Here is a 19,290-nt window from a genome sequence, read left to right on the forward strand (position 1 = left end):
AATCCCGACCGGAGAAATTCCCTTGAACAAGAACATGACCCCGCTTGAAGCGGCCAAGCTGCAGATGTTCCTGCAGGCCAAACTCAACCCGGAGCTGGTCGTCCAGTGCCGCAACCGTCCCGATGAGTGCGCTGAAATCCATATCGGTGACGAGTGCCTGGGCGTCGTCTCGAAAATTATCGACGAGGGCGAAACGTCCTATTCCTTCGAGATCACCATCCTGGACATCGATCTGGAAGATCTTTGAACAATCCGGCGCACCCCGTACTCGATATCAGGGCGGTCACCAAGACCTATTCCGGTGGTGTCGAGGCCGTGCGGGGCGTCTCGCTTCAGGTCGCGCGCGGCGAATTGCTGGCCCTGGCGGGTGAATCCGGCTGCGGCAAGACCACTGTGCTGAAAATGATCAACCGCCTGGAGGATGCTTCGGGCGGTTCGATTTTTTACGAGGGCGAGGATATTGCCGGCCGCGACCCGGTCGCGCTGCGCCGCGAGATCGGCTGGGTGATGCAGGGCGATGGCCTGTTCCCTCATCTTACCGTGCGCGAGAACGTCGCCATCATTCCCCGCCTGCTCGGCTGGACGGCAGACGATATCGGCGACCGCGTCGTTGAAATGCTGGACCTGGTTCGGCTGCCGATCATCGAGTACGCAGACCGCTATCCCGCTGAACTGTCCGGCGGCCAGCGGCAGCGGGTCGGGTTCGCGCGGGCCCTTGCGGGGCGCCCCGATCTTTTGCTGATGGACGAGCCTTTCAGCGCCCTCGACCCGATCACGCGCGACACCCTGCAGCAGGAGTTTCGCAGCCTTCAGGCCGAGCTGGGTTTCAGCGCCGTCATGGTCACACATGATATGGCCGAGGCTTTGATCATGGCTGACCGGATCGCGGTGATGGCGGATGGCGAGATCGTTCAGCATGGCACGCCGTCCGACCTCCTCGCCAATCCCGCCAGCGATTATGTCTCCGGCCTGCTGGAAACTCCGCGCCGCCAGATGCGGGCGATCCGGGAGCTGGGGGCATGAACGCCAATTTCGCCGAACGCCTGGCCGAACTGCCGCAATACCTCTCGGCCCATGTCGTGCTGTCGATGTGTGCCTTGCTGGCGGGGATTGTGTTCAGCATTCCGCTCGGCATCCAGGCCGCACAGCGGCCGCGCCTGGCGGCTGCAACGCTTAATGCGGCCAGTGTGATACAGACGATTCCCGGTCTGGCGCTGCTGGCGCTGATGGTGCCGTTGCTGGGCGGGCGGATCGGGTTTCTGCCAGCCTTCATCGCGCTGGTGCTCTATTCGGTGCTGCCGATCCTGCGCAACACGATTGTCGGCCTGCAGGGAATCGAACCGCAGATCCGCGAAGCTGCGCGCGGTATCGGGCTGACCGATCGCCAGCGCCTGTGGCAGATCGAACTGCCGCTGGCCCTGCCGGTCATTGTGGCCGGACTGCGCACGGCGACGGTCTGGGTGGTGGGCGCCGCGACCCTGGCAACACCCGTTGGGGCGACCAGCCTGGGCAATTACATCTTCGCCGGCTTGCAGACACGCAACTGGCTGTCGGTCCTGTTCGGCTGTGTATTCGCTGCCGGGCTCGCCATCGTGCTCGATCAGGCGATTCGCCTGCTGGAGATTGCCGCGCGCGACCGCCGGCGGGGCCTGGCCATCGGGGTGGGCGCGCTTCTTGCGGTACTGGTTGCGGCGTCCATCGCGCCACGTTTGATGACGCCGGGGCCAGCCGGGCTTGTCGCTGCCGGCGAAACGCCCGGCGCCGTCCAGGGTATTGCCGGCCAGACCGTGACGATCGGCTCCAAGGCCTTCACAGAGCAGTATATTCTCGGCGCCCTGATGCAGCGTCGGCTGGAAGAGGCCGGGGCCCGGGTGGTCCGCCGCGACAATCTCGGTTCGACCATCGCGTTCGATGCCCTGCGCAGCGGCGAGATCGATGTCTATATCGACTATACCGGCACGATCTGGGCGACGGTGATGAACCGGTCCGAACCCGCCGGCCGATATCGCATGTTCACCGAGATGTCGGCCTGGCTGTGGGCCGAGCACGGGATTCTCACCCTGGGGCGGCTGGGCTTCGAGAATGCCTATGGTTTTGCTGTCAGCCGCGAATTTGCCGAAAGCCGGGACGTGGACAGTCTTGACGATCTGTCTGTCATTGCCGGAGAGCTGACTGTGGGCGGCGATCCGGAGGTCTTTGCCCGCTCCGAATGGACCATGACGCGCGATGTCTACGGTCTGGGCGCGGCCCGCACGCGCTCGATGGACAATACCTTCCTCTATTCGGCCGCCCGCGACGGGCAGGTTGATGTGATCACCGCCTACACGACGGACGGGCGAATCGCTGCGTTTGACCTCACGGTGCTCGACGATCCGCGCGGCGTCCTGCCGCCCTATGATGCCGTGATCCTGGTGTCGCCGCAGGCGGCCCAACGCGCCGGGCTTGTTGCGGTGCTGGGGCCGTTGGTCGGCGCCATTGACGATGGGGCCATGCGTGAGGCCAATCGGCGGGTCGATCTGGACGGGGACACGCCCGCCGGGGCTGCGGCCTGGCTGGATGAACGAATCGCGGAGCAGTGATGAGCGGATTTTACGCCCATGGCCGTCTTCAGGATGCCGAATGGCTGATGCGTGCCTGCATGATTCTCAATCGCGACCGGCCGGCTCATGCAGATCCGGTCGATGAGGATACTCTGCTCAACCAGGTCTATGCACGCCAGTCGGCCGAGTTCGAGGACCTGCTCGCCCAGGTCGACCCGGAAGGCGATATCGATCGCGGCATTTTCCCGGTTCTCGCCTTTTTCACGGCGTCCGAAGGCTGGCCGGTTGACGTCATCTTCGCCATCGTCGCGGCCTTGGGCGTCTGGCTGTTCCTACCCGACTGGTATGGCGTGGCCAATTATGTCGCCTACCTGGCGATCGCCGGCTTCGTGGCGATCCAGTATCTGCGGGCGCGCCGCCGGCGGGAACGCGCCCGGGCGGAAATGATCCGTCTACGTCTCGACCCTGACAAGGAGCATCCGCTGACGCTGCGCATCCTGGTGCGATACCGCAGGCAGCCCGTGACGCTGCATTGAGTCGATCCCCGTTGGTGCCTTGCATTTCAACAACCTGGTCTTGTGGGTGGATTGCATGACCCGCCAAGGGGTGTAAGGTCTTGAAGTGAAACCAGCGGGATGCCGGACGGAAGAACAGGCCGCCAGCCGGAGGGTTCTTCGGAGCGTCTTGTCCGACGGGACACGGACGTGCTCGCTGCAACTGACAGAAGGACCGTTTATGGACCCGGCAGCACTCTTTGACGCTCGCACACGGCTCGGGCTCGTCCTGCCGATGCTGGTTGTCGTTGTGGTTGGGATTGCGGTCACGGCCGTCATGGCCAGCCGGTCGCAGGGTGTCCGCCAGCAGGCACTGGAACGGTTCAGTCAGGCGGAAGCGAACACCACCGCCCGCATCCTGTCCCTGCGTGTGCAACAGGACGGGCATGCGGTCGAACGTATGGCGGCTCGGCTGGCGGTCCGTGGCGGGGCGATGCCCGAATCGGAATGGCGCGCTGATGCTGGCGCCTATCTCAGTGACAAGCCATGGCTGCGCGCGCTCTATGTTGCTGACGAATCCGGCGTGCAATGGGTCGAGCCGGAAGGCGGGCCGGTCATGGCCGGACTGATCGGTGTGCCGGGCGGGCCTGGTCGCAACGACATGTCGCAATCCGACACGCTTGGGAGACTGCATGCTGGCACCGTCGTCCGATTCGAAGACGGCTCCGACGGCATGATGGCCTACTACCCGTTTGCCGACGGGACCGGCGGGGTCCGGGTTCTGGTCGCCCTGTTTGATATCGCCGCCATGTTGAGGGCCAGCCGGCCGGTTTATGACGAGGATTTCGATGTAACGTTGACGGCTTCGACTGACGGGCCGCGTCTTGCCGGCTCGGGCCGGGCCGTCGACCATGGGACGCCCTATGGTTCGTCCGCCCCGATAGCGACCAGCTATGATGTCGGCTGGTTCCTTCACACCGCGCCGACCTCGTCCTTTGCCCGGCGGATGCACCCGCGCACCGGACTGGGTGTCTGGATCTCTGGTATCGGCCTGACGCTGCTGGGCGCATTGCTCGCCTTCATGGCCCAGCTCGCGCGGCGCCAGGCTGTGCGGCTGGCGGATGCTGATGCGGTCCGCCGGACGAGTGAGCAGCGTTACAATCTGGTCGTGCGCGGCATGGCGGTGGGCGTCTGGGACTGGGGCATACGCGACAATACGCTCGGCTGGTCGCCCAATGCGATGCGCATGCTGGGCTTGCCTCCGGATTACGAGGTCGAGGGAGTCGACTTTTTCTTCGACCGGGTACATCCGGATGATCGGGCCGCGGTGAGCAAGGCCATCGAGGCGCACTTTGAAGCGGGCGAGCCCTATGCGCCGACCTTCCGGATACGGCATGAAAGCGGGCACTTCGTCTGGTGCCATGCGACGGGGCAAGTTCTGCTGGACGAGACCGGTGAGCCTGTGCGCATGGCTGGCTCCATCGAGGATATCACCGAAGAGCGCGCGGCCGAGGAGGCCCGCAACCGTTCCGAACGCCGCTTGCGCGCGGTCACGCAGAGCGCGGTCGATGCTGTGCTCACGACAAATGCCCAGGGTATCATCGAGGAAGCGAATCCGGCCTGCGAGCGTGTTTTCGGATACCGTCCGGATGAGCTGGTGGGCAGCAATATCCGCATCCTCACGCCCACCGAACACCGCCGCAAACATGACTATTATATCAAGCATTATATCGAGACCGGCGACAGCAACATTGTTGGCGAGGTGCGTGAAGTCCACGGCGTGCACCGAGACGGACACGCGATTCCCATCGAACTGGCGGTAACCGAATACAAGGCGGGCGAGGACCGGATCTTCATCGCCACGGCGCGCGACCTGTCGGCGCGCAAGGCGGGTGAGGCTGAACGCGAAGCTTTCATTGCCCGACTTGAACAGACCAATTCCGAGCTGGAACGCTTCAATTTCGCCGCCTCGCACGATCTGCGAGAGCCCTTGCGTATGATCGGCAATTTTTCGCAGATGCTGCTGCGCAAACATGTCGATCAGCTGGACGAAAACGCCCGCAAGGCAGTGGAGATCTGTGCCGGTTCGGCGCAGCGCATGCAGGCCCTGCTCGACGATCTGATCTCCTTCTCGCGCGCGAGCGACGATCTCGGCCAGATCGAGACCTTCATCCCCGTCGACATGATCGAACTGGCCCGGCAGAATCTTGCCGAAGATTTTGAAAACACCCAAGCAAGTCTGGAAACGGTGCATCTGCCGGCGAAACTGCGGACGAATCCCACCCGGTTTTCCAGGGTGTTCCAGAATCTGATCGCCAATTCGATCAAATACGCCAAGGACGGTGAAGCGCCGAAGATCCAGGTCTCCGCCGCACCCTATGAACAGGGCTGGCTGTTCACCCTGTCAGACAAGGGGATCGGCATGCGTGCGGAGTATTGCGAGCAGATATTCGAGCCATTCAAACGGCTTCACCCGGCGTCAAAGTATTCGGGCACCGGAATGGGGCTCGCGATCTGCCGCAAGATCGTCAGCAATGCCGGGGGCCGGATCTGGGCCGAATCCGAACCGGGCGAGGGCAGCAGGTTCTACGTCTACTGGCCGGAGGCACCCCAGGATACGAGTGCCGCCGCCGCGGGTCAGATGGCCGCCCCGGATGATTCCATGGCCGAAGGAGAGAATGCATGACAAGGCTCGCCAAACTCGCCGACATCCTTCTGGTCGAGGACAATGAAGACGATGTCTATCTGACCCGCATGGCGTTCGAGGACAGTGCCTTCGACAGCACGATCCATGTCGTCAATGACGGCGAGAAGGCACTCGATTTCCTCTACCGGCGGGGCGAGTACACCGATTGTCCGGTGCCGGACCTTATCCTGCTGGACCTCAACCTGCCCAAGCTGAACGGTATCCAGATCCTGGAAACCGTGAAGGCGGATGACACGCTGTCGGTGATTCCCGTGGTCATGCTGACCAGTTCCAAGGCCGAACGCGACGTGCTGGAAAGCTATCGGCGTCACGCCAGCGGCTATGTGTCCAAACCGTCCGAATTCTCGAACCTGGTCGACATCGTCGAGGCGATTCGCGACTTCTGGTTCGCCAGCGTGATCCTGCCGCGGCCGAGCGTCAGCGGTTAATCCTGACCCTCGCGCCCCGCCTGTTCCGCGATCCGGGCCTGCAGTGCCCGGTAGAGAGCCAGATTCCATTCCGCACCGCTCAGCCCGGTGTGTTCGAGCGGATCGCTGGTCTCGGCTTCCAGACCGAGCGCGCCGGCCACGTCGGCATTCATCAAGTCCTGGATACCTGCGCCCCAGGCCAGCGAGGGCAGGTCGAGCAGGAAGTAGGTGAAGTGATCGCGGAAGCTCGACCCGTGCTGCTGCAGCAGGGCGTCGAGGAAATTGCGGTCGAAATAGGCGTTGTAGGCGGTGAACAGCATGGTGCGTTCGCCCGCTGCTTCGGCGTGGAAAGCCAGGAAGCGTTCAACCGCTTCAGCCTCGTCCAGCGCTTCGAGTTCGCGCCAGCGCTCTTCATCGAACCCGTTGATGCCTCGCACGAATTCTGTTGCCAATTCGGGGTGGTCCGGATTGATCCGGATGAAGAAGCGACCCAGCTCATTGCCGTCAAGATCGGTATAGATCGCGCCGAGATCGATCATCTCGTGATGTCCGGCTTCCAGCCCGGTGGTCTCGACATCGACAATGGCCAGCCCCCAGGCCTCGCGATTCTCCTGCGGCGGAAACTCGCCCTGGGCCAGGCCCGGCGCGGTGGCGAGGAGGAAGGCGGCAATCAGGCTGCGGATCATGACTTTTGTCCCATTGTTCGATCTGAGCCGACATTAACGGGCTGCCGCGACAAAGCCATGACCGCCGATGAAAAACGGCGCGATGCGGAGCACATCGCGCCGTTTCCGGTAAGCGCTGTCTTGTGTGTCAGAGCACGGTCAGCATGGTGGCGACCAGCGGGTGGCGGACGATGTCCTTCGCCTCCAGCCGGCAGACGGCGATGTCCTCCAGCGGATCCATCTTGTCGGCAATCTGCGCCAGGCCCGACATTTCCGGCAGCAGATCCGACTGGGCGGGGTCGCCGGTGACAACCATCGTGGAGTTCCAGCCCAGGCGGGTGAGCAGCATTTTCAGCTGGCCGTAGGTGCAGTTCTGCGCCTCGTCGACCACCACAAAGGCATTGTTCAGCGTGCGGCCGCGCATATAGCCGATCGGCGCGATCTCGATCAGGCCTTCCGCCATCATTGCCTTCAGCTTCTTCGGGCTCAGCCGGTCGGCCAGCGCGTCGTAGAGCGGGCGCAGATAGGGGGCGAGCTTTTCTTCCATGGCGCCGGGCAGGAAGCCGATCGATTCGCCGGCTTCGACGGCGGGCCTCGACAGCACGATCCGGCTCACCGATCCCGATTCGAGGGCTTCCACACCCTTGGCAACGGCGAGGAAGGTCTTGCCGGTGCCGGCCGGGCCGAGCGCCAGGACGAGATTATGGGTGTCGATCGACGACATCAGTTTGGCCTGGCCGTCCGAGCGTGGTTTGACATTCTTGGTGAAGCGCTGGTCGCGCATCGGTTCCTTGTCGTCCGGGGTCCAGCTGGTACCCGGGAAGAGGGCACGCACCTTGTCCTCTTCGGTATGATAGTGGGCGGTATTGAATTCACCTGCACGCTGGCGGCGTTTGACGTTACGCTTACCCATGACGGGGACCTCCACACATGAAAAACCCCTCGGCCGGGCGGCGAGGGGTGAAGAAACGGGGCACAGAAAACAATGCAGGGAAGACGACGGGATCGGCGGAAAACCGACCGGTACCTGGCGGGCTGGGACGAGGAGCGGTCATGCCGGCTACCCGGTGCCTCCTTGCGTTGCCGAAAGCGAAGCGAGAAATCCGTCTCGAATCGCGCTTGCAGTCTGAGTGTAACCCGGTGAAGAACATCTGAACGACCACGTCGCGAAAATTTCACGCAAATAAAGAGGAAGACGGGAATGGCAGTCTATGCATTGGGCGATTCGGTTCCGCAGACGCCGGACGAGGGGGAATACTGGGTCGCGCCCGACGCGCAGGTGATGGGGCAGGTCGAACTCCGCCGCAATGCCAGTGTCTGGTATGGCGCCGTGGTGCGGGGCGATGTCGAGGCCATCATCATCGGCGAAGACACCAATGTGCAGGACCTTTCGGTGCTTCACGCCGACTATGGCGTGCCGCTGACGCTGGGCAAGGGGATCACCGTCGGTCACCGCGCCATGCTGCACGGCTGTACGGTCGGCGATTATTCGCTGATCGGAATCGGCGCGACGGTGCTCAATGGCGCGAAGATCGGCCGCAACTGTATCATCGGCGCACACACGCTGATCACGGAAGGCAAGGAAATCCCGGACAATTCGCTCGTGGTCGGCGCGCCGGCCCGGGTCATCCGGACACTCGACGAGGATGCCGCGGTGATGCTGAAAGCGTCAGCGGATCACTATGTCGAAAACTGGAAACGCCATGCGTCGCAGCTGCGCCGGATAGACTGAGGCCGGTCAGGGCGGGCCGCGCAGCCTAGTGCGCGCGGCTCCACAGCTCGCGGATATTCTGGTCGGCTTCACGCCCCAGATTGAACCAGGCCGCACGATCGTGCGAGGCGTCGATAACCAGCAGCTTGTCGTCACGTCCCAGAATGTGACTGAGCTCATTGCGCAGGACAGCCGAGGTGGTCGGGCCGCGCAGCAGCCAGACACCGCTGGTGATTGTTTCGAGATCGCCATAGGCCGCGAGTGCGTGGGCGAATTCGGCGGTCCCTTCGGAGTGGATCTCTGCGATCACCACGAAATTGGCCGGGCGGGCGCCCGCCGTAACCCGCTTTTCGGGTTGCTTGCGCTGTCCCAGATCCTCAAGCCAGTCACGGAATTCCTCGATATCACTGGCTTGCGCCCAGATACCGTCCCGGTCGGGCGAGATCTGCGAATGGGCCGCGATCCGGCCTTCGGCAACGAAGGCGCGCATCTGTTGCGGCGTATACGGGCCGTAGACACGGCCTTCGACTTTCACAAACCAGGACATGGTGATTCCGTCATCGCGAGGCATTGGACTTTCTCGCACCCAAACTACTACCGTCTACCCATCCAATACGGCAAGAAACGGGCCAGAGCGGGCCCCACAGCGTTCGGAGCGCCGGATCCGGCAGGCAGAGACTCAAGTTTATGCTGCTTCGGGACCGCTGGTGTTTGCCTGGGGGGGATCGAACACGACCGCGAACCCGTTGTCCAGAATTCGCGCCACTCGTCCTGACATTTCACCGACACTTAGCGGCTCACCGATCCGGGGGCGTTCAAGGCATTCGAAGGCAGCCCCTGTTACGGAAACGTCGAGCACATTGGCCTGGATCATGACGCCATCGGCCAGGACGATGCGTGCGCGGCCGCGGCCCGGCTTGCGCGGCGCCGTGCGGTCCTCGTCAAGACCCAGCCGGTCCTTGTTGAAACGCCAGGTGATGGCATCGGCCAGTTTGTCGCGCTTGCGCTGCGGGGCGTTGAACACGACGGAGAATTCTTCACCCTCACGCCGAACCACGCGTCCCTCGATACGTCCCAGACTGGGAATCATCAGAACGAGGCGGGTCTGATCCGGCGGAACGATGCGGGCCATCAAGCGCGCGCCGCCCGGCGAGATATCCAGCAGACGGCAGGCGTGTTCGCCTTCCATCTCGGTCCAGAAGCGACCATGAAGCTGCAGGGGCACGCGGGCATGTCGGCGGCGCTCCTGGGCGCCCCGCGTGGCAATCCTGATCTTCCGGCGGTCCAGTCGGCCCGGCCCGTCATGCATGGTGACATCCTCCTGAGCGGCGCAGGTTAGGCCATAGCCGTTAAGAAGGGCTTGCGCTTACTGATCGTTTGCGACTTTGCGCGGTGTGGTTTCAGCTCCGCCGAACAGGCCGGCATACAGGTTGTCGCGCTGCAGCGGCGGATGCACTTCCTGCAGCACGGTCCGCACCGCCGGCCGGCCGCGCAGGGCGGCGATGTCTTCCAGTGGCTGGAACAGGCCGAGTGTGCGGTCGATCGCGCCGGACGGACCACGCAGGGGCAGGAAGCTGACCTCCACCGGCAGGTCCAGCCGGTCCATCGTCACGGTACGCGCAATCAGCGAGGCCGGTTCTGTGCCAGTTATGGACGCTTCCAGCACGGCCTGAACATGGGTGCGGTCATGGCTGCGCCACAAGGAGAGAAAATTCTGGTCGCGGAATTCGCGCTGATAGAGATCGCACAGATGCGTTCCGGCCAGGCGGAAGATGTGATGATCCGGGTCGGCGCGCCACAGGATAAAGACATAGCCGAGCATGCGCGCAATGTCCTGCGGCTCGATATCGGTGCGATACGGCGCAACACCTCCCTGGCGGCGTGTCTGCCAGTAGGCGTGCAAGGCTTGCGATTGCGCGTGGCGCATCCGTTTCTCCACTCGTCAGTCATCAGGCGGCCCGGCCCGTTCCGGCCCGGAGCGTTGCAGCGGCGAGTTCAATATCGGGGCCATACCCGTCTCGGGTGAGGCCGGTTGGCGGGCTTTCCCCGCTCGCGCGAGCGGGGGACGCCAAAACGGCCCGCGGATTGCATCGGCAGGGGCAGCACGTAAGGAGCAAGCCCATGCGCGTATCAGCCCGGCACGCTTTTCTGATTCCCGCGAGCGCAGCATTCGCCCTGCTGGCCGCCCCGGCACAGGCCGGTGGAGGCGGTGGCTCGGGCGGTGGCAATTGCTGCACGCCGCCTCCGCCGCCGACCTGCTGCAATCATGGCGGCGGACATACGGTCAATGTGCCGAACATCAATATCCATGGCGGCAATATCAATGTCGGCGTGAATGTCTCGTCCCGGGTCAATGTGATCACGAATGTGACCACCAATGTGAACGCGTCGTCCAATGCCAATGCGTCGGCCAGCGCGGGCGCCGGTGCGGGGGCGATGACCTTTATCGGTGGTGGCTCCTACACGCCGATGACAACCGCGCCTGCCGCGACCGCGATCACTGGCCTGAACGTGGTCGGGATCGAAGAAGAGGCCGAGTACGAATACTACGAGGAAGAGCGCACGCGCTGGGTCGAGGAATGGCGCGTCGTGCGCGCCGTTTGCGTCGACGATGGCGGCACGCCGCATCCGGCCTCGCGCGTCGATGCCGATGACCGCGTTGGGGCGAGCTACTCCGGCGAGATCTACCGCTGCATGGCCGGCACGGCGATGCAAGTCACTATCGGCTGGGCCATTGAAGGTGAATACGACTGGAATGACGCGCCCACGATTGCCTGCCGCAAGGGCGAGGCACTGCGCCACGAAGCGGGTGGCCGTCTCTACTGCGAAGCCCAGGAACAACGTCGCAACTGCAATGAACGCTCGCTGCTGCGCCGTCACGGGCCGGGTGTGAAGCTCATCTTCATGCGCCGCGAGGAACGCTATACCGAACGCGTGCGCCGTGAAGTGGAACGCGAACGCCGCGAGCGGGTTTCCATGACTCTCATGCTCGACGGAGGTGTCGGCGGCTATCGCTGACACACCGTCCAAAAATCTCACATGCCCACTCGGCATGCCTGGCCCCGGCTCACCCAGCCGGGGCCTTTTTTTGGGCGACCGCCCATTCTTTCCGCGTCAACCTCACCCAACCCCCCCGCTTTTCCCGGGCGAAGTGCCGGAACCTACGGGAAGCTCATCGCTTGAAGTGATCTCTGGTCGGTCCCGGATCTGCAGCCTGCCTGCGCAGGCTGAGGCCTGCGCCCGCGAAAGCGGGTGGCCGGGAGAAATGTGTAGGGAGGAAGTTAGAGTGAGAACGCCGCATCAAACACCGTCACCCTGACGAAAGTCAGGGCCCAGTTCATAGATCTGGATGGCCGCGATCTCGCACTTATCCCGCACATCGCCGGCATTCTATCTGAGCCGCGTTATCCGAAATTCCGCTTTACGATCTGGGTCCTGACTTTCGTCAGGATGACGGTGCGTGGGTCTGGGCCGCAAACTTATCCCCACCCTCTCATTTGCCCTTACCATCGCAGACGGTTTCCGGGATGGGAGGCATGAGCTCAGTCCCTTGTGCCCGGGAGCGTGCGGAGCTCGTCCGCGCCTGGTGGGTGACAGCATCAGGCTCCGGCGTGGCCATCTGCGGGGACACCGGCAAAAAGCTCGACCGGCCCGTGCCTGCAGGTTTCGAGACGGTCCCGCAAGGGACCGGGTAAATCTCCGCGTGCGGGATGCCTCGGGCATCACCACCAAACCTTCAAATCGGACACGATGTCCGCCGTGCATCCCGCACCCCTCTCATCGCTCCAGGGCGCAAGCCCGTGGAGGATTTCGTGCTGACAGGCCTTTCCTCCCCATGGAATGGGGAGGTGGATCGCCGCGAGGCGGCGAGACGGAGGGGCGCCGCGTCAGCGGCGGTGTGTCAGCGACAGGCTCCACCGCCTCCCGGCGCTCCGCGCCGGCCCCTTCGACCCCTCCCAAGGCGATGGAGGGCCCACTTCCCCACCAAGTGGGGAAGAAAGAGAGCGTGTTGCTTACCCCTGCAAGGGAGGTAGGGGGAAGTAGGGGAGACGGGAAAGAGACCATCTCACAAAGAAAACCCCGGACCTCACAACGCGAGGCCCGGGGTTTCTCCACCTCCCCCAACAGGTCGGTGATGCTAGTTCCCGCTGTAGGGGGAAACGCTTTGATAGGTCGCTGAATTGCCGATCGCGGTGGCCGTGCCGGACAAGGTGCTGCCGGTGGTCATACGGCCGGTCACACTCGAGGTGATCGCGCCGGAATTGGTCTGGTTGTTATTGCCATAGGCGGTTGCGGCACATTCCGAGCAGACATAGGTCGTCGCGGCATTGCCGAAGGCTGTCGCCGAGACGAAGGCCGCGCCGCCCTCATTGCCGTCAAAGCCGGCCAGGGTGGTGACATTGCCGCTATTGGTCTGGTCCAGGCCCATGAAGGCGTCGGCGCCGAGATTCGATATGATGGCCGAATTGCCGACCCCTTCGGAGGAGACGGCGATAAGATCGATGTCGAAATTGCCGGCCTGGGCGTAGGCGTCGGCGGTCACGGTGCCGGAATTATCCTGCGTACCCTGGATGTGGGCATAGCCATTCTCGTTCTGCATCCAGACCGAATTGCCATTGGCCGAGGCTGTCACGGTTTCGGACACGGCCCCGCCGCCCGATTCGGCGCGGGCGCGGGCAGAGATGCTGCCGCGATTGTCCTGGTCGATATCGGCGACCTGGTCCGGGCCCATGTAATAGCCCTGGATCTGAGCCGAATTTCCGTTGGCCGCGCCGAGCGCGGTCGCCGCATAGCCCAGCCCGCCGGTCGGTGCGAGGACATAGCTGTCGGCGCTGACATCGGCGCCGCTGTCCTGGCGCAGGGCATGATTGTTCTCGCCGCCATAGCTGACAGCGTCATAGGCATTGGCCGAGGCGGTGGCCGAGGTGACCGAGGAAATGGCATAGGAGCCGATCTCCAGCTCTGCCGTCGCCGAGACGGTCGAACCGTCCAGCGCTGTCTGGTCGATCTCGGCATCCATACCATTATCATTGATCACGCTGGCCGCATTGCCCATCGCGGAGGCGGTGGTGACGGCCGTCCCGTGAATGATGCTGGCCTGCGTTGCGGCGCGTGCCTCCACATCGCCGGAGAAGGTCTGCTCCGAGGCGATATCATGACGTTCGATCACGTCGACGGTCAGCGCGTTCGCGGATCCGATGGCCGCCATTGTGGCGGCGCCGGCCTCGTCGGTCTCACCCTCGGCGACCACATTGATCGCCGCGTCGAGATTGATCTGGCCGTTCAGAATCTCAGTCGTATCGTCCGCGAAGGTAGCTGCGCACGTTATCGTCGCGGCGCTCATGGCCGTGATCAACAGAAAGGCGCGCTTGGACATTCGTGGTCTCCCTCGAGCCATAGGCCGTGGCGATATCGATACCGCCGGTGACATTGGTGTGGCTGCCGCCGCCGATCGGGTCGGAATAGGAACAGGCAGACGAGGCATCGACGCCGTAGAGCTGGGACGAGATTTCCAGCACGGCGCGCTCGATCACCGAGCGTACGGCCAGCTGGACCGGCTCCAGGGAGCGGCCGCCGCCGGACAGGTCGATCACGGCATCGTCCCAGAAGGCGAAGATGCCGGCGGAAATCTCGCGACCGATGATCTGCTTCTGGTAGGAGATGACGTCGACCGTTTCCATCGTGCTGGTATCGTTCAAACGCAGGTCCAGGCCGATATTCATCACCCAGGCACGGCGCGAGAACAGCCCCGTCGGGTCGCTGTCGATACGGTCGCCGGCCAGGAGATCGACGCCGTTCGAGCGAATGTTGTAGTTCAGCTCGGTAATGCCGCCGACCAGGTGATAGTCGGATCCGGGCAGCGAAGCGGCGTGGATCTCGCGCTGCTGGCCATTGGTGTCGCGGATCAGCTGGTTGTTGGCATAGCGCAGTTCCAGCTCCGACACGGATGTATCGAAACGCTCCACCAGGCGCACACCGGCCTTGGCAAAGGCCGAGATCGCCATCAGCGAGGCGCCCTGGGTCACTGCGGCACCGCCTTCCAGCGAGGCGCGGCCGGTATAGTCGGCCAGGCGTCCCACGGCGATGCGCGGCGAGCGCAGATTATTGGCCCGGGCGTAACTGGCAAGGCAGACCAGCGCTTCGGAATAGGGTGTGGGATTGGCGGTTACGGGCGCGCCACCGATCGGCGTTGCATAGCGGCCGTCCGCGCCGCCGCCATTTCCCGTGGACGCACAGCCGGTCAGCGCCAGGGCGCCGGCGACCGTTGCGAGAAGGAGCTTAGTCTTGGTCATTGTCAGTGCTCACATTGCCGTTGGCATTGGCGTTGGCGTTGATGTCGCCATTATTGATCTGGGTCGAATTGATGATGACCGTGTTGTACCGGCCCGAGACATTGACGTTGAGCTGGTTGCCGATCGCCGTGGCGCCGGATCCGACGCCGCCGCCGAACAGGCTGCCCTGCGATGACACGCCCACGCCGGTCTGGATAACACCGTCGATGATCACGCGATTGCCGGCTTCCGACCGGGCGGCCGCACCGGCACTGGCACCGGCTCCGCTCCAGGCCTGGCTGGACGTTGCGGTGGTGCGCGAACCGTAGGGAATTTCCCATCCGGCCGTCGTTTCGGCCTGCTGGGCCTGCGCAGCCGACGCCAGAACGGTCACAGCCAGAATGGCAGCGGATGCGGGCGGGAACTTGCGCAGTGTCATATCGTCGTGTCCTTCTAGACGCGTCTCTCGCCCGTGTCGTTGCAACGCGTGTGCCAGCGGGGGAGAGGCGCCAAGTACGTTCCCCTGCAGGGGGAATCCGGATTAATTCAGGAATGGGTAACCCGTCTGGACCAGTGCGGGACGCCGTCAGGGAGAATTTGTGTGCCGCATCGGGACGCGCCGCGGGCGCCGGTTTTCAATGCCATGCCACCTGCCGTGCTGCTGCTCGCCGGATTGATTCTCGGCGCCGCGCTGCTCGGCTATCTCTCCCCGGAACTCGACCGTTGGATCTTTGCAACTTGCGTGCTGATTGTCGCGGCGCCGGACACGCCATTGCCGGCCCAGCCGCTGGGACATGCCGCGCCCTACCTGCTGCACGTCTTTATCCATTTCGGACTCTTGCACCTGGCGATGAACATGGCCGTCCTGATCGGCGCCGGTCGGGCCGTCGGCCTGGCCTTCGGAACAGGGCTGAAGGCCTTTGCCGGTTTCATGATCCTGTTCTTCGCCTGTTCGGCCGCCGGGGCCGGGCTGGAATACGCGCTGCACAGCGGGGCCCCGCTGCAGCTGGGCGGCGCATCGACCGGTGTCTCGGGGCTGATTGCGGCGGCCGGCTGGGTGATGGGCGGCTGGCGCGGCATGTTGCGTCTGGCCCTGCCGTGGATCGGGCTGAACCTGGTGATCGCGGTGACCGGGCTCGCCTTCCCGATTCCGATCAGCTGGGCGGGCCATATCGGCGGTACGCTGGCCGGTATTGTGCTGACGCCGGTGCTGATCGCGGTCTTCGGCCGCCGCGCGCTCTAGCCTACCAGACCGTATCCAGACGCCGTTCGCCGTCGACCTCGAAACCCTTGATCAAGAGGGCGCCGTCGGCCGGAATGGCGAGGATCAGATTGACGCCGATATCCCCCGTCACGTCGCGCAAGCGGAGCCGGTTCTGCAGGGCGATGGCCCGCTCGCGGGAGGCGTAATAGCGCTCGATATTGAAGCTGGCATGGATCCATAACTCTTCCGGTTCCTCGCGGACAGTGCGGGTTTCGCCGGTTTCCGGATCGGTTTCCCGGGTGAGGGGACGAGAGGCCTCATAGACCTGGCGGACCCGGCCCTGAGCAACCAGGCCACTGCCGGGATGGGCGGTGTGCAGGGCGACGGGCTGTGCCGTGCCATCGGGACCGGTCTCCAGCGTCACCCAGATACGGTCGCCCTCGGCAAAGCCGTCATCGCCCGCGAGCGCATAGGCGTCCAGCCGGTTCAAGGGCGTGCGGATATTGGCGTAGTGACCCAGCAGGATGTCGCGCGGGTCATAGCCTTCGACGGGAATCAGGACTTCCGGACTGCTGGCCCGGCGCTCCAGGTGGGTGGTCAGGAGGAAGATCAGGAAACCGCTCATCAGGGCGGCGATAAAGCAGAGGCGGGCGAGGCGGTTCATGAGGTCTCTCCCCCAGACTGTGCGGGCATGGCCGGTGCCTGCTGCCGCCGTTTCCAGCGCCAGACCCCATAGCTCATTGCGAACAGGATCAGTCCGCCGACGAAGAAGAAGAGGGCCGTATCGAGCAGGCCGCCAAAGGTTTCGCCATAGACATAAAGGGTCTGGCCGATGAAGGCGGCGACGCCTACCGTGCCTGTCGCACCGGCGCTCTCCCGGCTGCCCTGGAGAATCAGCGCGACGGCGCCGGCATAGAAGAGCGCACCATAGGCCAGCTGCAGCCACCACAGACCGCCAATGCCCGCTGCGGCCAGCAGGTAGGGCGTGACGAAGACGAGGGCGCCGATCCCGGCGAGGCCGGCTGCCGGTCCGGGACGCAGGTGCCCGATGGCAAGTCTGAGAACAAGCAGCCCGCCAATGGCGGCCATCGCGCCCAGCGCCAGGGCGAGATAGGCGCCGTTGGAAATGGCGGCCTCAGGCGGGCGGTCGAACTGGGCCTGCAGCAGCAGCGCAAGCGCCATCGTGATAACGGCCATCCAGCCCGCCAGGATACCGCCGCCGGTCACGCCACGATCTCGCGCCAGGCCGCCTGCAAGGGCGAGGGCGCCGAAAACGAGTGTCGCGCCGGCATGCACGGAGACATCGGCGATGTCAAAATGCTGGTCTATCCAGTAGAGCGCGTGCCCGGCCCACAGCGCCAGGCCGATGGCCAGCAGGTGCGCCGATGCCTTGGAGCGAAGGCGTACGGCCAGCCATGCCGTGACCAGCCAGAGCGGCAGATAGCTCCAGATCGCCGTGTCGACAAAGGGGTTGAAAATCTCCAATCCGGCCCAGAGGGCGCCGAGCAGCGTCGCCAGTATGAGGACGGGCCGGGAGGGAATGGCGAAGGCCGTCGCCAGGCCGGCCACACTCCAGATCAGGACGGCGGTATTGCGGAAGGAGGTCATGTTGAAGGTCTGGGCGGTCAGCAGGATCGCAGCGCCGAACAGGGCGACGCCCAGCAGGGCGAGGGCATGGCCGAGCGCGCCGGCGTCCCGGTCAAGCGCCCGTCCGGCGCCGGCCATGGCGAGCCAGAGCGCCAGCAGGATCGTGGCAAAGCGGGCGAGTCGCGGCATCGCATCCCAGTTGGCAGCCACGAAGGTAAGGGCGGACATGGCCAGGAGTACGGCCCCGAGAATCGCCAGCGCCCCGATCGCGCTCCAGCGCTGTACCGGATCCGGCACATCGCCGAGAATATCGCCGCGGCGGCCGCTGTCGATCCAGCCGCGTTCGATCCAGCGGTCCAGATCGCCTGTCAGGCGTGACTTGTAACTCATTCGCGCAATCCTCCCGGTTGCCCGTTTGACGGCTTAAGGTGGCGAAGCGGGCGGCGCCTGTCCACGAAAGCTTGATTCACATCGGGCAGATTGGCGGGGGCGGGGCTTCGTCCGAGATGTCCTCTCCGCGCCGGTTTGTGCTATCATGCAACCGATGGCTCCGTTTGCCGGGGCTTCAGCCGACCCTGAGGGAGGGGCAAATGCGTGTAGAGACGATCCTGAAGTCGAAAGGACGCGATGTCGTGACGATCGCCGAGTCCGCCGATCTGGCCGCGGCGGCCCAGGCGCTGGACGTCAATGGCATCGGCGCGCTGGTGGTGAATGATGCGGGAGGACGCCCCGTCGCGGTCCTCTCCGAACGCGATATCGTGCGCGAACTGGCCCTGCATGGCGTCGCCGCGCTGACACGCCCGGTATCCCAGGCGATGACGCCGGCCTTCGTGACGGCGGCCCCGGATGCCGAGCTGAACGATCTGATGGTGCTGATGACCGACCGGCGCGTGCGCCATGTGCCCATCATGAATGGCGGCGAGATGCTCGGCATAGTGTCCATCGGCGATATCGTGAAATCGAAGATTGCGGATATGGAAGCGGAAACGGCGGCGCTCCAGGCCTATATCGTCTCCTGAACACGGTGTGTGCAGTTTCCAAATCGCCTTGCTGGAAAGGGAAGGGCACCCTTTTCTGTCATAAAACTGCAGGAATCTCCGCAGGAGGGGGTTGCGTCCTGCGCGGCGTCCTGTAGAACCCCGCTCACACCGGCGCTGCCGCAGCGGTTTTCCCTTGCGGACCAGCGTCGTTTCTATATCATGCGAGGTCTTGTCGTCTTTCAGAGCTAGGCCGGTGCTTCAAACCGATGCGCCGGGCAGTGAAATTTTCGCCGGTTTTCAGCCAGCCAAAACGAACTGCACATCTCTGAAATTTGTCGATTGACTTCGAACCGGGGTGGTTTAAAAGCCGCCCCTCCTCGCCGGGAAGGCCCAGACGATTGGGTCCGGAACGGAGGGGGGAGCCAACCGGCTTCGGTGTTTCATAGGCGCTTTATAAAGGTCCGCGCCACGAGGTTTTTCGAAAGAGAAATCAACTGGATGGGCCGCGCTGCAGAAACTCTGAAAAAGGCGGTTGACTTCAAAACGGGGTGGTTTAAAAGCCGCCCCTCCTCGCCGGGACGGCCCAGACGATCGGGTCCGGAACGGAGGGGGGCCAACCGGCTTCGGTGTTTCATAGGCGCTTTATAAAGGTCCGCGCCACGAGGTTTTTCGAAAGAGAAATCAACTGGATGGGCCGCGCTGCAGAAACTCTGAAAAAGGCGG

At 63.9% G+C, this 19,290-nt stretch carries 21 protein-coding genes; 10 read left to right on the top strand and 11 right to left on the bottom strand.

Annotated elements, in window-relative coordinates; all coding sequences use genetic code 11:
- Positions 1-22: 22 nt before the first annotated feature.
- The 6 genes from ACXAJV_RS06365 to ACXAJV_RS06390 all read left to right on the top strand — a co-directional run bounded on the left by ACXAJV_RS06365 (position 23) and on the right by ACXAJV_RS06390 (position 6,169).
- Entirely contained in the window at positions 23-247 is a 225-nt protein-coding gene (locus tag ACXAJV_RS06365) for a DUF3126 family protein (RefSeq protein ID WP_475083210.1), read from the top strand.
- On the top strand, positions 244-1,023 hold the full coding sequence (locus tag ACXAJV_RS06370; RefSeq protein WP_475083212.1) for an ATP-binding cassette domain-containing protein: 780 nt from the start codon (positions 244-246) through the stop codon (positions 1,021-1,023). The genes ACXAJV_RS06365 and ACXAJV_RS06370 overlap by 4 nt, the downstream gene beginning before the upstream one ends.
- The gene (locus ACXAJV_RS06375; protein WP_475083215.1) at positions 1,020-2,579 is read left to right on the top strand and encodes an ABC transporter permease/substrate-binding protein; all 1,560 of its coding nucleotides are present in this window, start codon (positions 1,020-1,022) and stop codon (positions 2,577-2,579) included. Before ACXAJV_RS06370 ends, ACXAJV_RS06375 begins: the two co-directional genes overlap by 4 nt.
- A complete protein-coding gene (locus ACXAJV_RS06380; RefSeq protein ID WP_475083218.1) occupies positions 2,579-3,076 on the top strand; it encodes a hypothetical protein in 498 nt (165 codons plus the stop codon). Before ACXAJV_RS06375 ends, ACXAJV_RS06380 begins: the two co-directional genes overlap by 1 nt.
- 199 nt (positions 3,077-3,275) lie before the next feature.
- Positions 3,276-5,720: a sensor histidine kinase gene (locus tag ACXAJV_RS06385; RefSeq protein ID WP_475083221.1), complete on the top strand. Its 2,445-nt coding sequence runs from the start codon at positions 3,276-3,278 to the stop codon at positions 5,718-5,720.
- The gene (locus ACXAJV_RS06390) at positions 5,717-6,169 is read left to right on the top strand and encodes a response regulator (protein ID WP_475083223.1); all 453 of its coding nucleotides are present in this window, start codon (positions 5,717-5,719) and stop codon (positions 6,167-6,169) included. The genes ACXAJV_RS06385 and ACXAJV_RS06390 overlap by 4 nt, the downstream gene beginning before the upstream one ends.
- On the opposite strand, the gene ACXAJV_RS06395 is transcribed toward ACXAJV_RS06390, so the two are convergent.
- Both ACXAJV_RS06395 and ACXAJV_RS06400 read right to left on the bottom strand, forming a co-directional pair.
- Positions 6,166-6,834, bottom strand: coding sequence for a 3'-5' exonuclease (locus tag ACXAJV_RS06395; protein WP_475083225.1), 669 nt, complete (start codon positions 6,832-6,834; stop codon positions 6,166-6,168). The genes ACXAJV_RS06390 and ACXAJV_RS06395 overlap by 4 nt on opposite strands.
- A gap of 127 nt (positions 6,835-6,961) precedes the next feature.
- The gene (locus tag ACXAJV_RS06400; protein WP_475083228.1) at positions 6,962-7,726 is read right to left on the bottom strand and encodes a PhoH family protein; all 765 of its coding nucleotides are present in this window, start codon (positions 7,724-7,726) and stop codon (positions 6,962-6,964) included.
- 288 nt (positions 7,727-8,014) lie between these two features.
- Between ACXAJV_RS06400 and ACXAJV_RS06405 the strand changes: the two genes are divergently transcribed.
- The gene (locus ACXAJV_RS06405) at positions 8,015-8,545 is read left to right on the top strand and encodes a gamma carbonic anhydrase family protein (protein ID WP_475083231.1); all 531 of its coding nucleotides are present in this window, start codon (positions 8,015-8,017) and stop codon (positions 8,543-8,545) included.
- Between the two features lie 25 nt (positions 8,546-8,570).
- On the opposite strand, the gene ACXAJV_RS06410 is transcribed toward ACXAJV_RS06405, so the two are convergent.
- From ACXAJV_RS06410 to ACXAJV_RS06420, 3 genes are all read right to left on the bottom strand, one after another.
- Positions 8,571-9,095 carry a DUF4339 domain-containing protein gene (locus ACXAJV_RS06410; RefSeq protein WP_475083233.1) on the bottom strand — a complete coding sequence of 175 codons (525 nt, stop codon included), beginning with the start codon at positions 9,093-9,095 and terminating at the stop codon, positions 8,571-8,573.
- Positions 9,096-9,209: 114 nt separating this feature from the next.
- Positions 9,210-9,833, bottom strand: a complete 624-nt coding sequence (locus ACXAJV_RS06415) for a PilZ domain-containing protein (RefSeq protein WP_475083235.1) — start codon at positions 9,831-9,833, stop codon at positions 9,210-9,212.
- Between the two features lie 57 nt (positions 9,834-9,890).
- A complete protein-coding gene (locus tag ACXAJV_RS06420) occupies positions 9,891-10,451 on the bottom strand; it encodes a PAS domain-containing protein (RefSeq protein ID WP_475083238.1) in 561 nt (186 codons plus the stop codon).
- Positions 10,452-10,645: 194 nt separating this feature from the next.
- Between ACXAJV_RS06420 and ACXAJV_RS06425 the strand changes: the two genes are divergently transcribed.
- Positions 10,646-11,542, top strand: a complete 897-nt coding sequence (locus tag ACXAJV_RS06425; protein ID WP_475083240.1) for a hypothetical protein — start codon at positions 10,646-10,648, stop codon at positions 11,540-11,542.
- Positions 11,543-12,662: 1,120 nt separating this feature from the next.
- Here the strand turns inward: ACXAJV_RS06425 and hfaD are convergent.
- Genes hfaD through hfaA form a run of 3 tightly spaced genes read right to left on the bottom strand, consistent with a single transcriptional unit; the run spans position 12,663 to position 15,235 of the window.
- Complete coding sequence (hfaD, locus tag ACXAJV_RS06430; protein WP_475083241.1) at positions 12,663-13,901, bottom strand: holdfast anchor protein HfaD; 1,239 nt, start codon at positions 13,899-13,901, stop codon at positions 12,663-12,665.
- Complete coding sequence (gene hfaB, locus ACXAJV_RS06435; RefSeq protein WP_475083296.1) at positions 13,816-14,823, bottom strand: holdfast anchoring protein HfaB; 1,008 nt, start codon at positions 14,821-14,823, stop codon at positions 13,816-13,818. The genes hfaD and hfaB overlap by 86 nt, the downstream gene beginning before the upstream one ends.
- A complete protein-coding gene (gene hfaA, locus ACXAJV_RS06440) occupies positions 14,804-15,235 on the bottom strand; it encodes a holdfast anchoring protein HfaA (RefSeq protein ID WP_475083243.1) in 432 nt (143 codons plus the stop codon). The genes hfaB and hfaA overlap by 20 nt, the downstream gene beginning before the upstream one ends.
- 162 nt (positions 15,236-15,397) lie before the next feature.
- Between hfaA and ACXAJV_RS06445 the strand changes: the two genes are divergently transcribed.
- Positions 15,398-16,039 (top strand): rhomboid family intramembrane serine protease, encoded by a 642-nt coding sequence (locus tag ACXAJV_RS06445; protein ID WP_475083246.1) that lies wholly within the window; start codon positions 15,398-15,400, stop codon positions 16,037-16,039.
- Position 16,040: 1 nt separating this feature from the next.
- On the opposite strand, the gene ACXAJV_RS06450 is transcribed toward ACXAJV_RS06445, so the two are convergent.
- Both ACXAJV_RS06450 and ACXAJV_RS06455 read right to left on the bottom strand, forming a co-directional pair.
- Complete coding sequence (locus ACXAJV_RS06450; RefSeq protein WP_475083249.1) at positions 16,041-16,664, bottom strand: GDYXXLXY domain-containing protein; 624 nt, start codon at positions 16,662-16,664, stop codon at positions 16,041-16,043.
- A complete protein-coding gene (locus tag ACXAJV_RS06455) occupies positions 16,661-17,977 on the bottom strand; it encodes a DUF2157 domain-containing protein (RefSeq protein ID WP_475083252.1) in 1,317 nt (438 codons plus the stop codon). The genes ACXAJV_RS06450 and ACXAJV_RS06455 overlap by 4 nt, the downstream gene beginning before the upstream one ends.
- A 200-nt stretch (positions 17,978-18,177) precedes the next feature.
- Here ACXAJV_RS06455 and ACXAJV_RS06460 point away from each other — a divergent pair, with 200 nt between their 5' ends.
- Positions 18,178-18,606 (top strand): CBS domain-containing protein, encoded by a 429-nt coding sequence (locus ACXAJV_RS06460; protein ID WP_475083254.1) that lies wholly within the window; start codon positions 18,178-18,180, stop codon positions 18,604-18,606.
- Between the two features lie 401 nt (positions 18,607-19,007).
- On the opposite strand, the gene ACXAJV_RS06465 is transcribed toward ACXAJV_RS06460, so the two are convergent.
- Positions 19,008-19,290: hypothetical protein (locus ACXAJV_RS06465; RefSeq protein WP_475083257.1), on the bottom strand; the 283-nt coding region annotated here is incomplete at its 5' end.

The organism is Maricaulis sp. ABE4_448, from assembly GCF_056160825.1.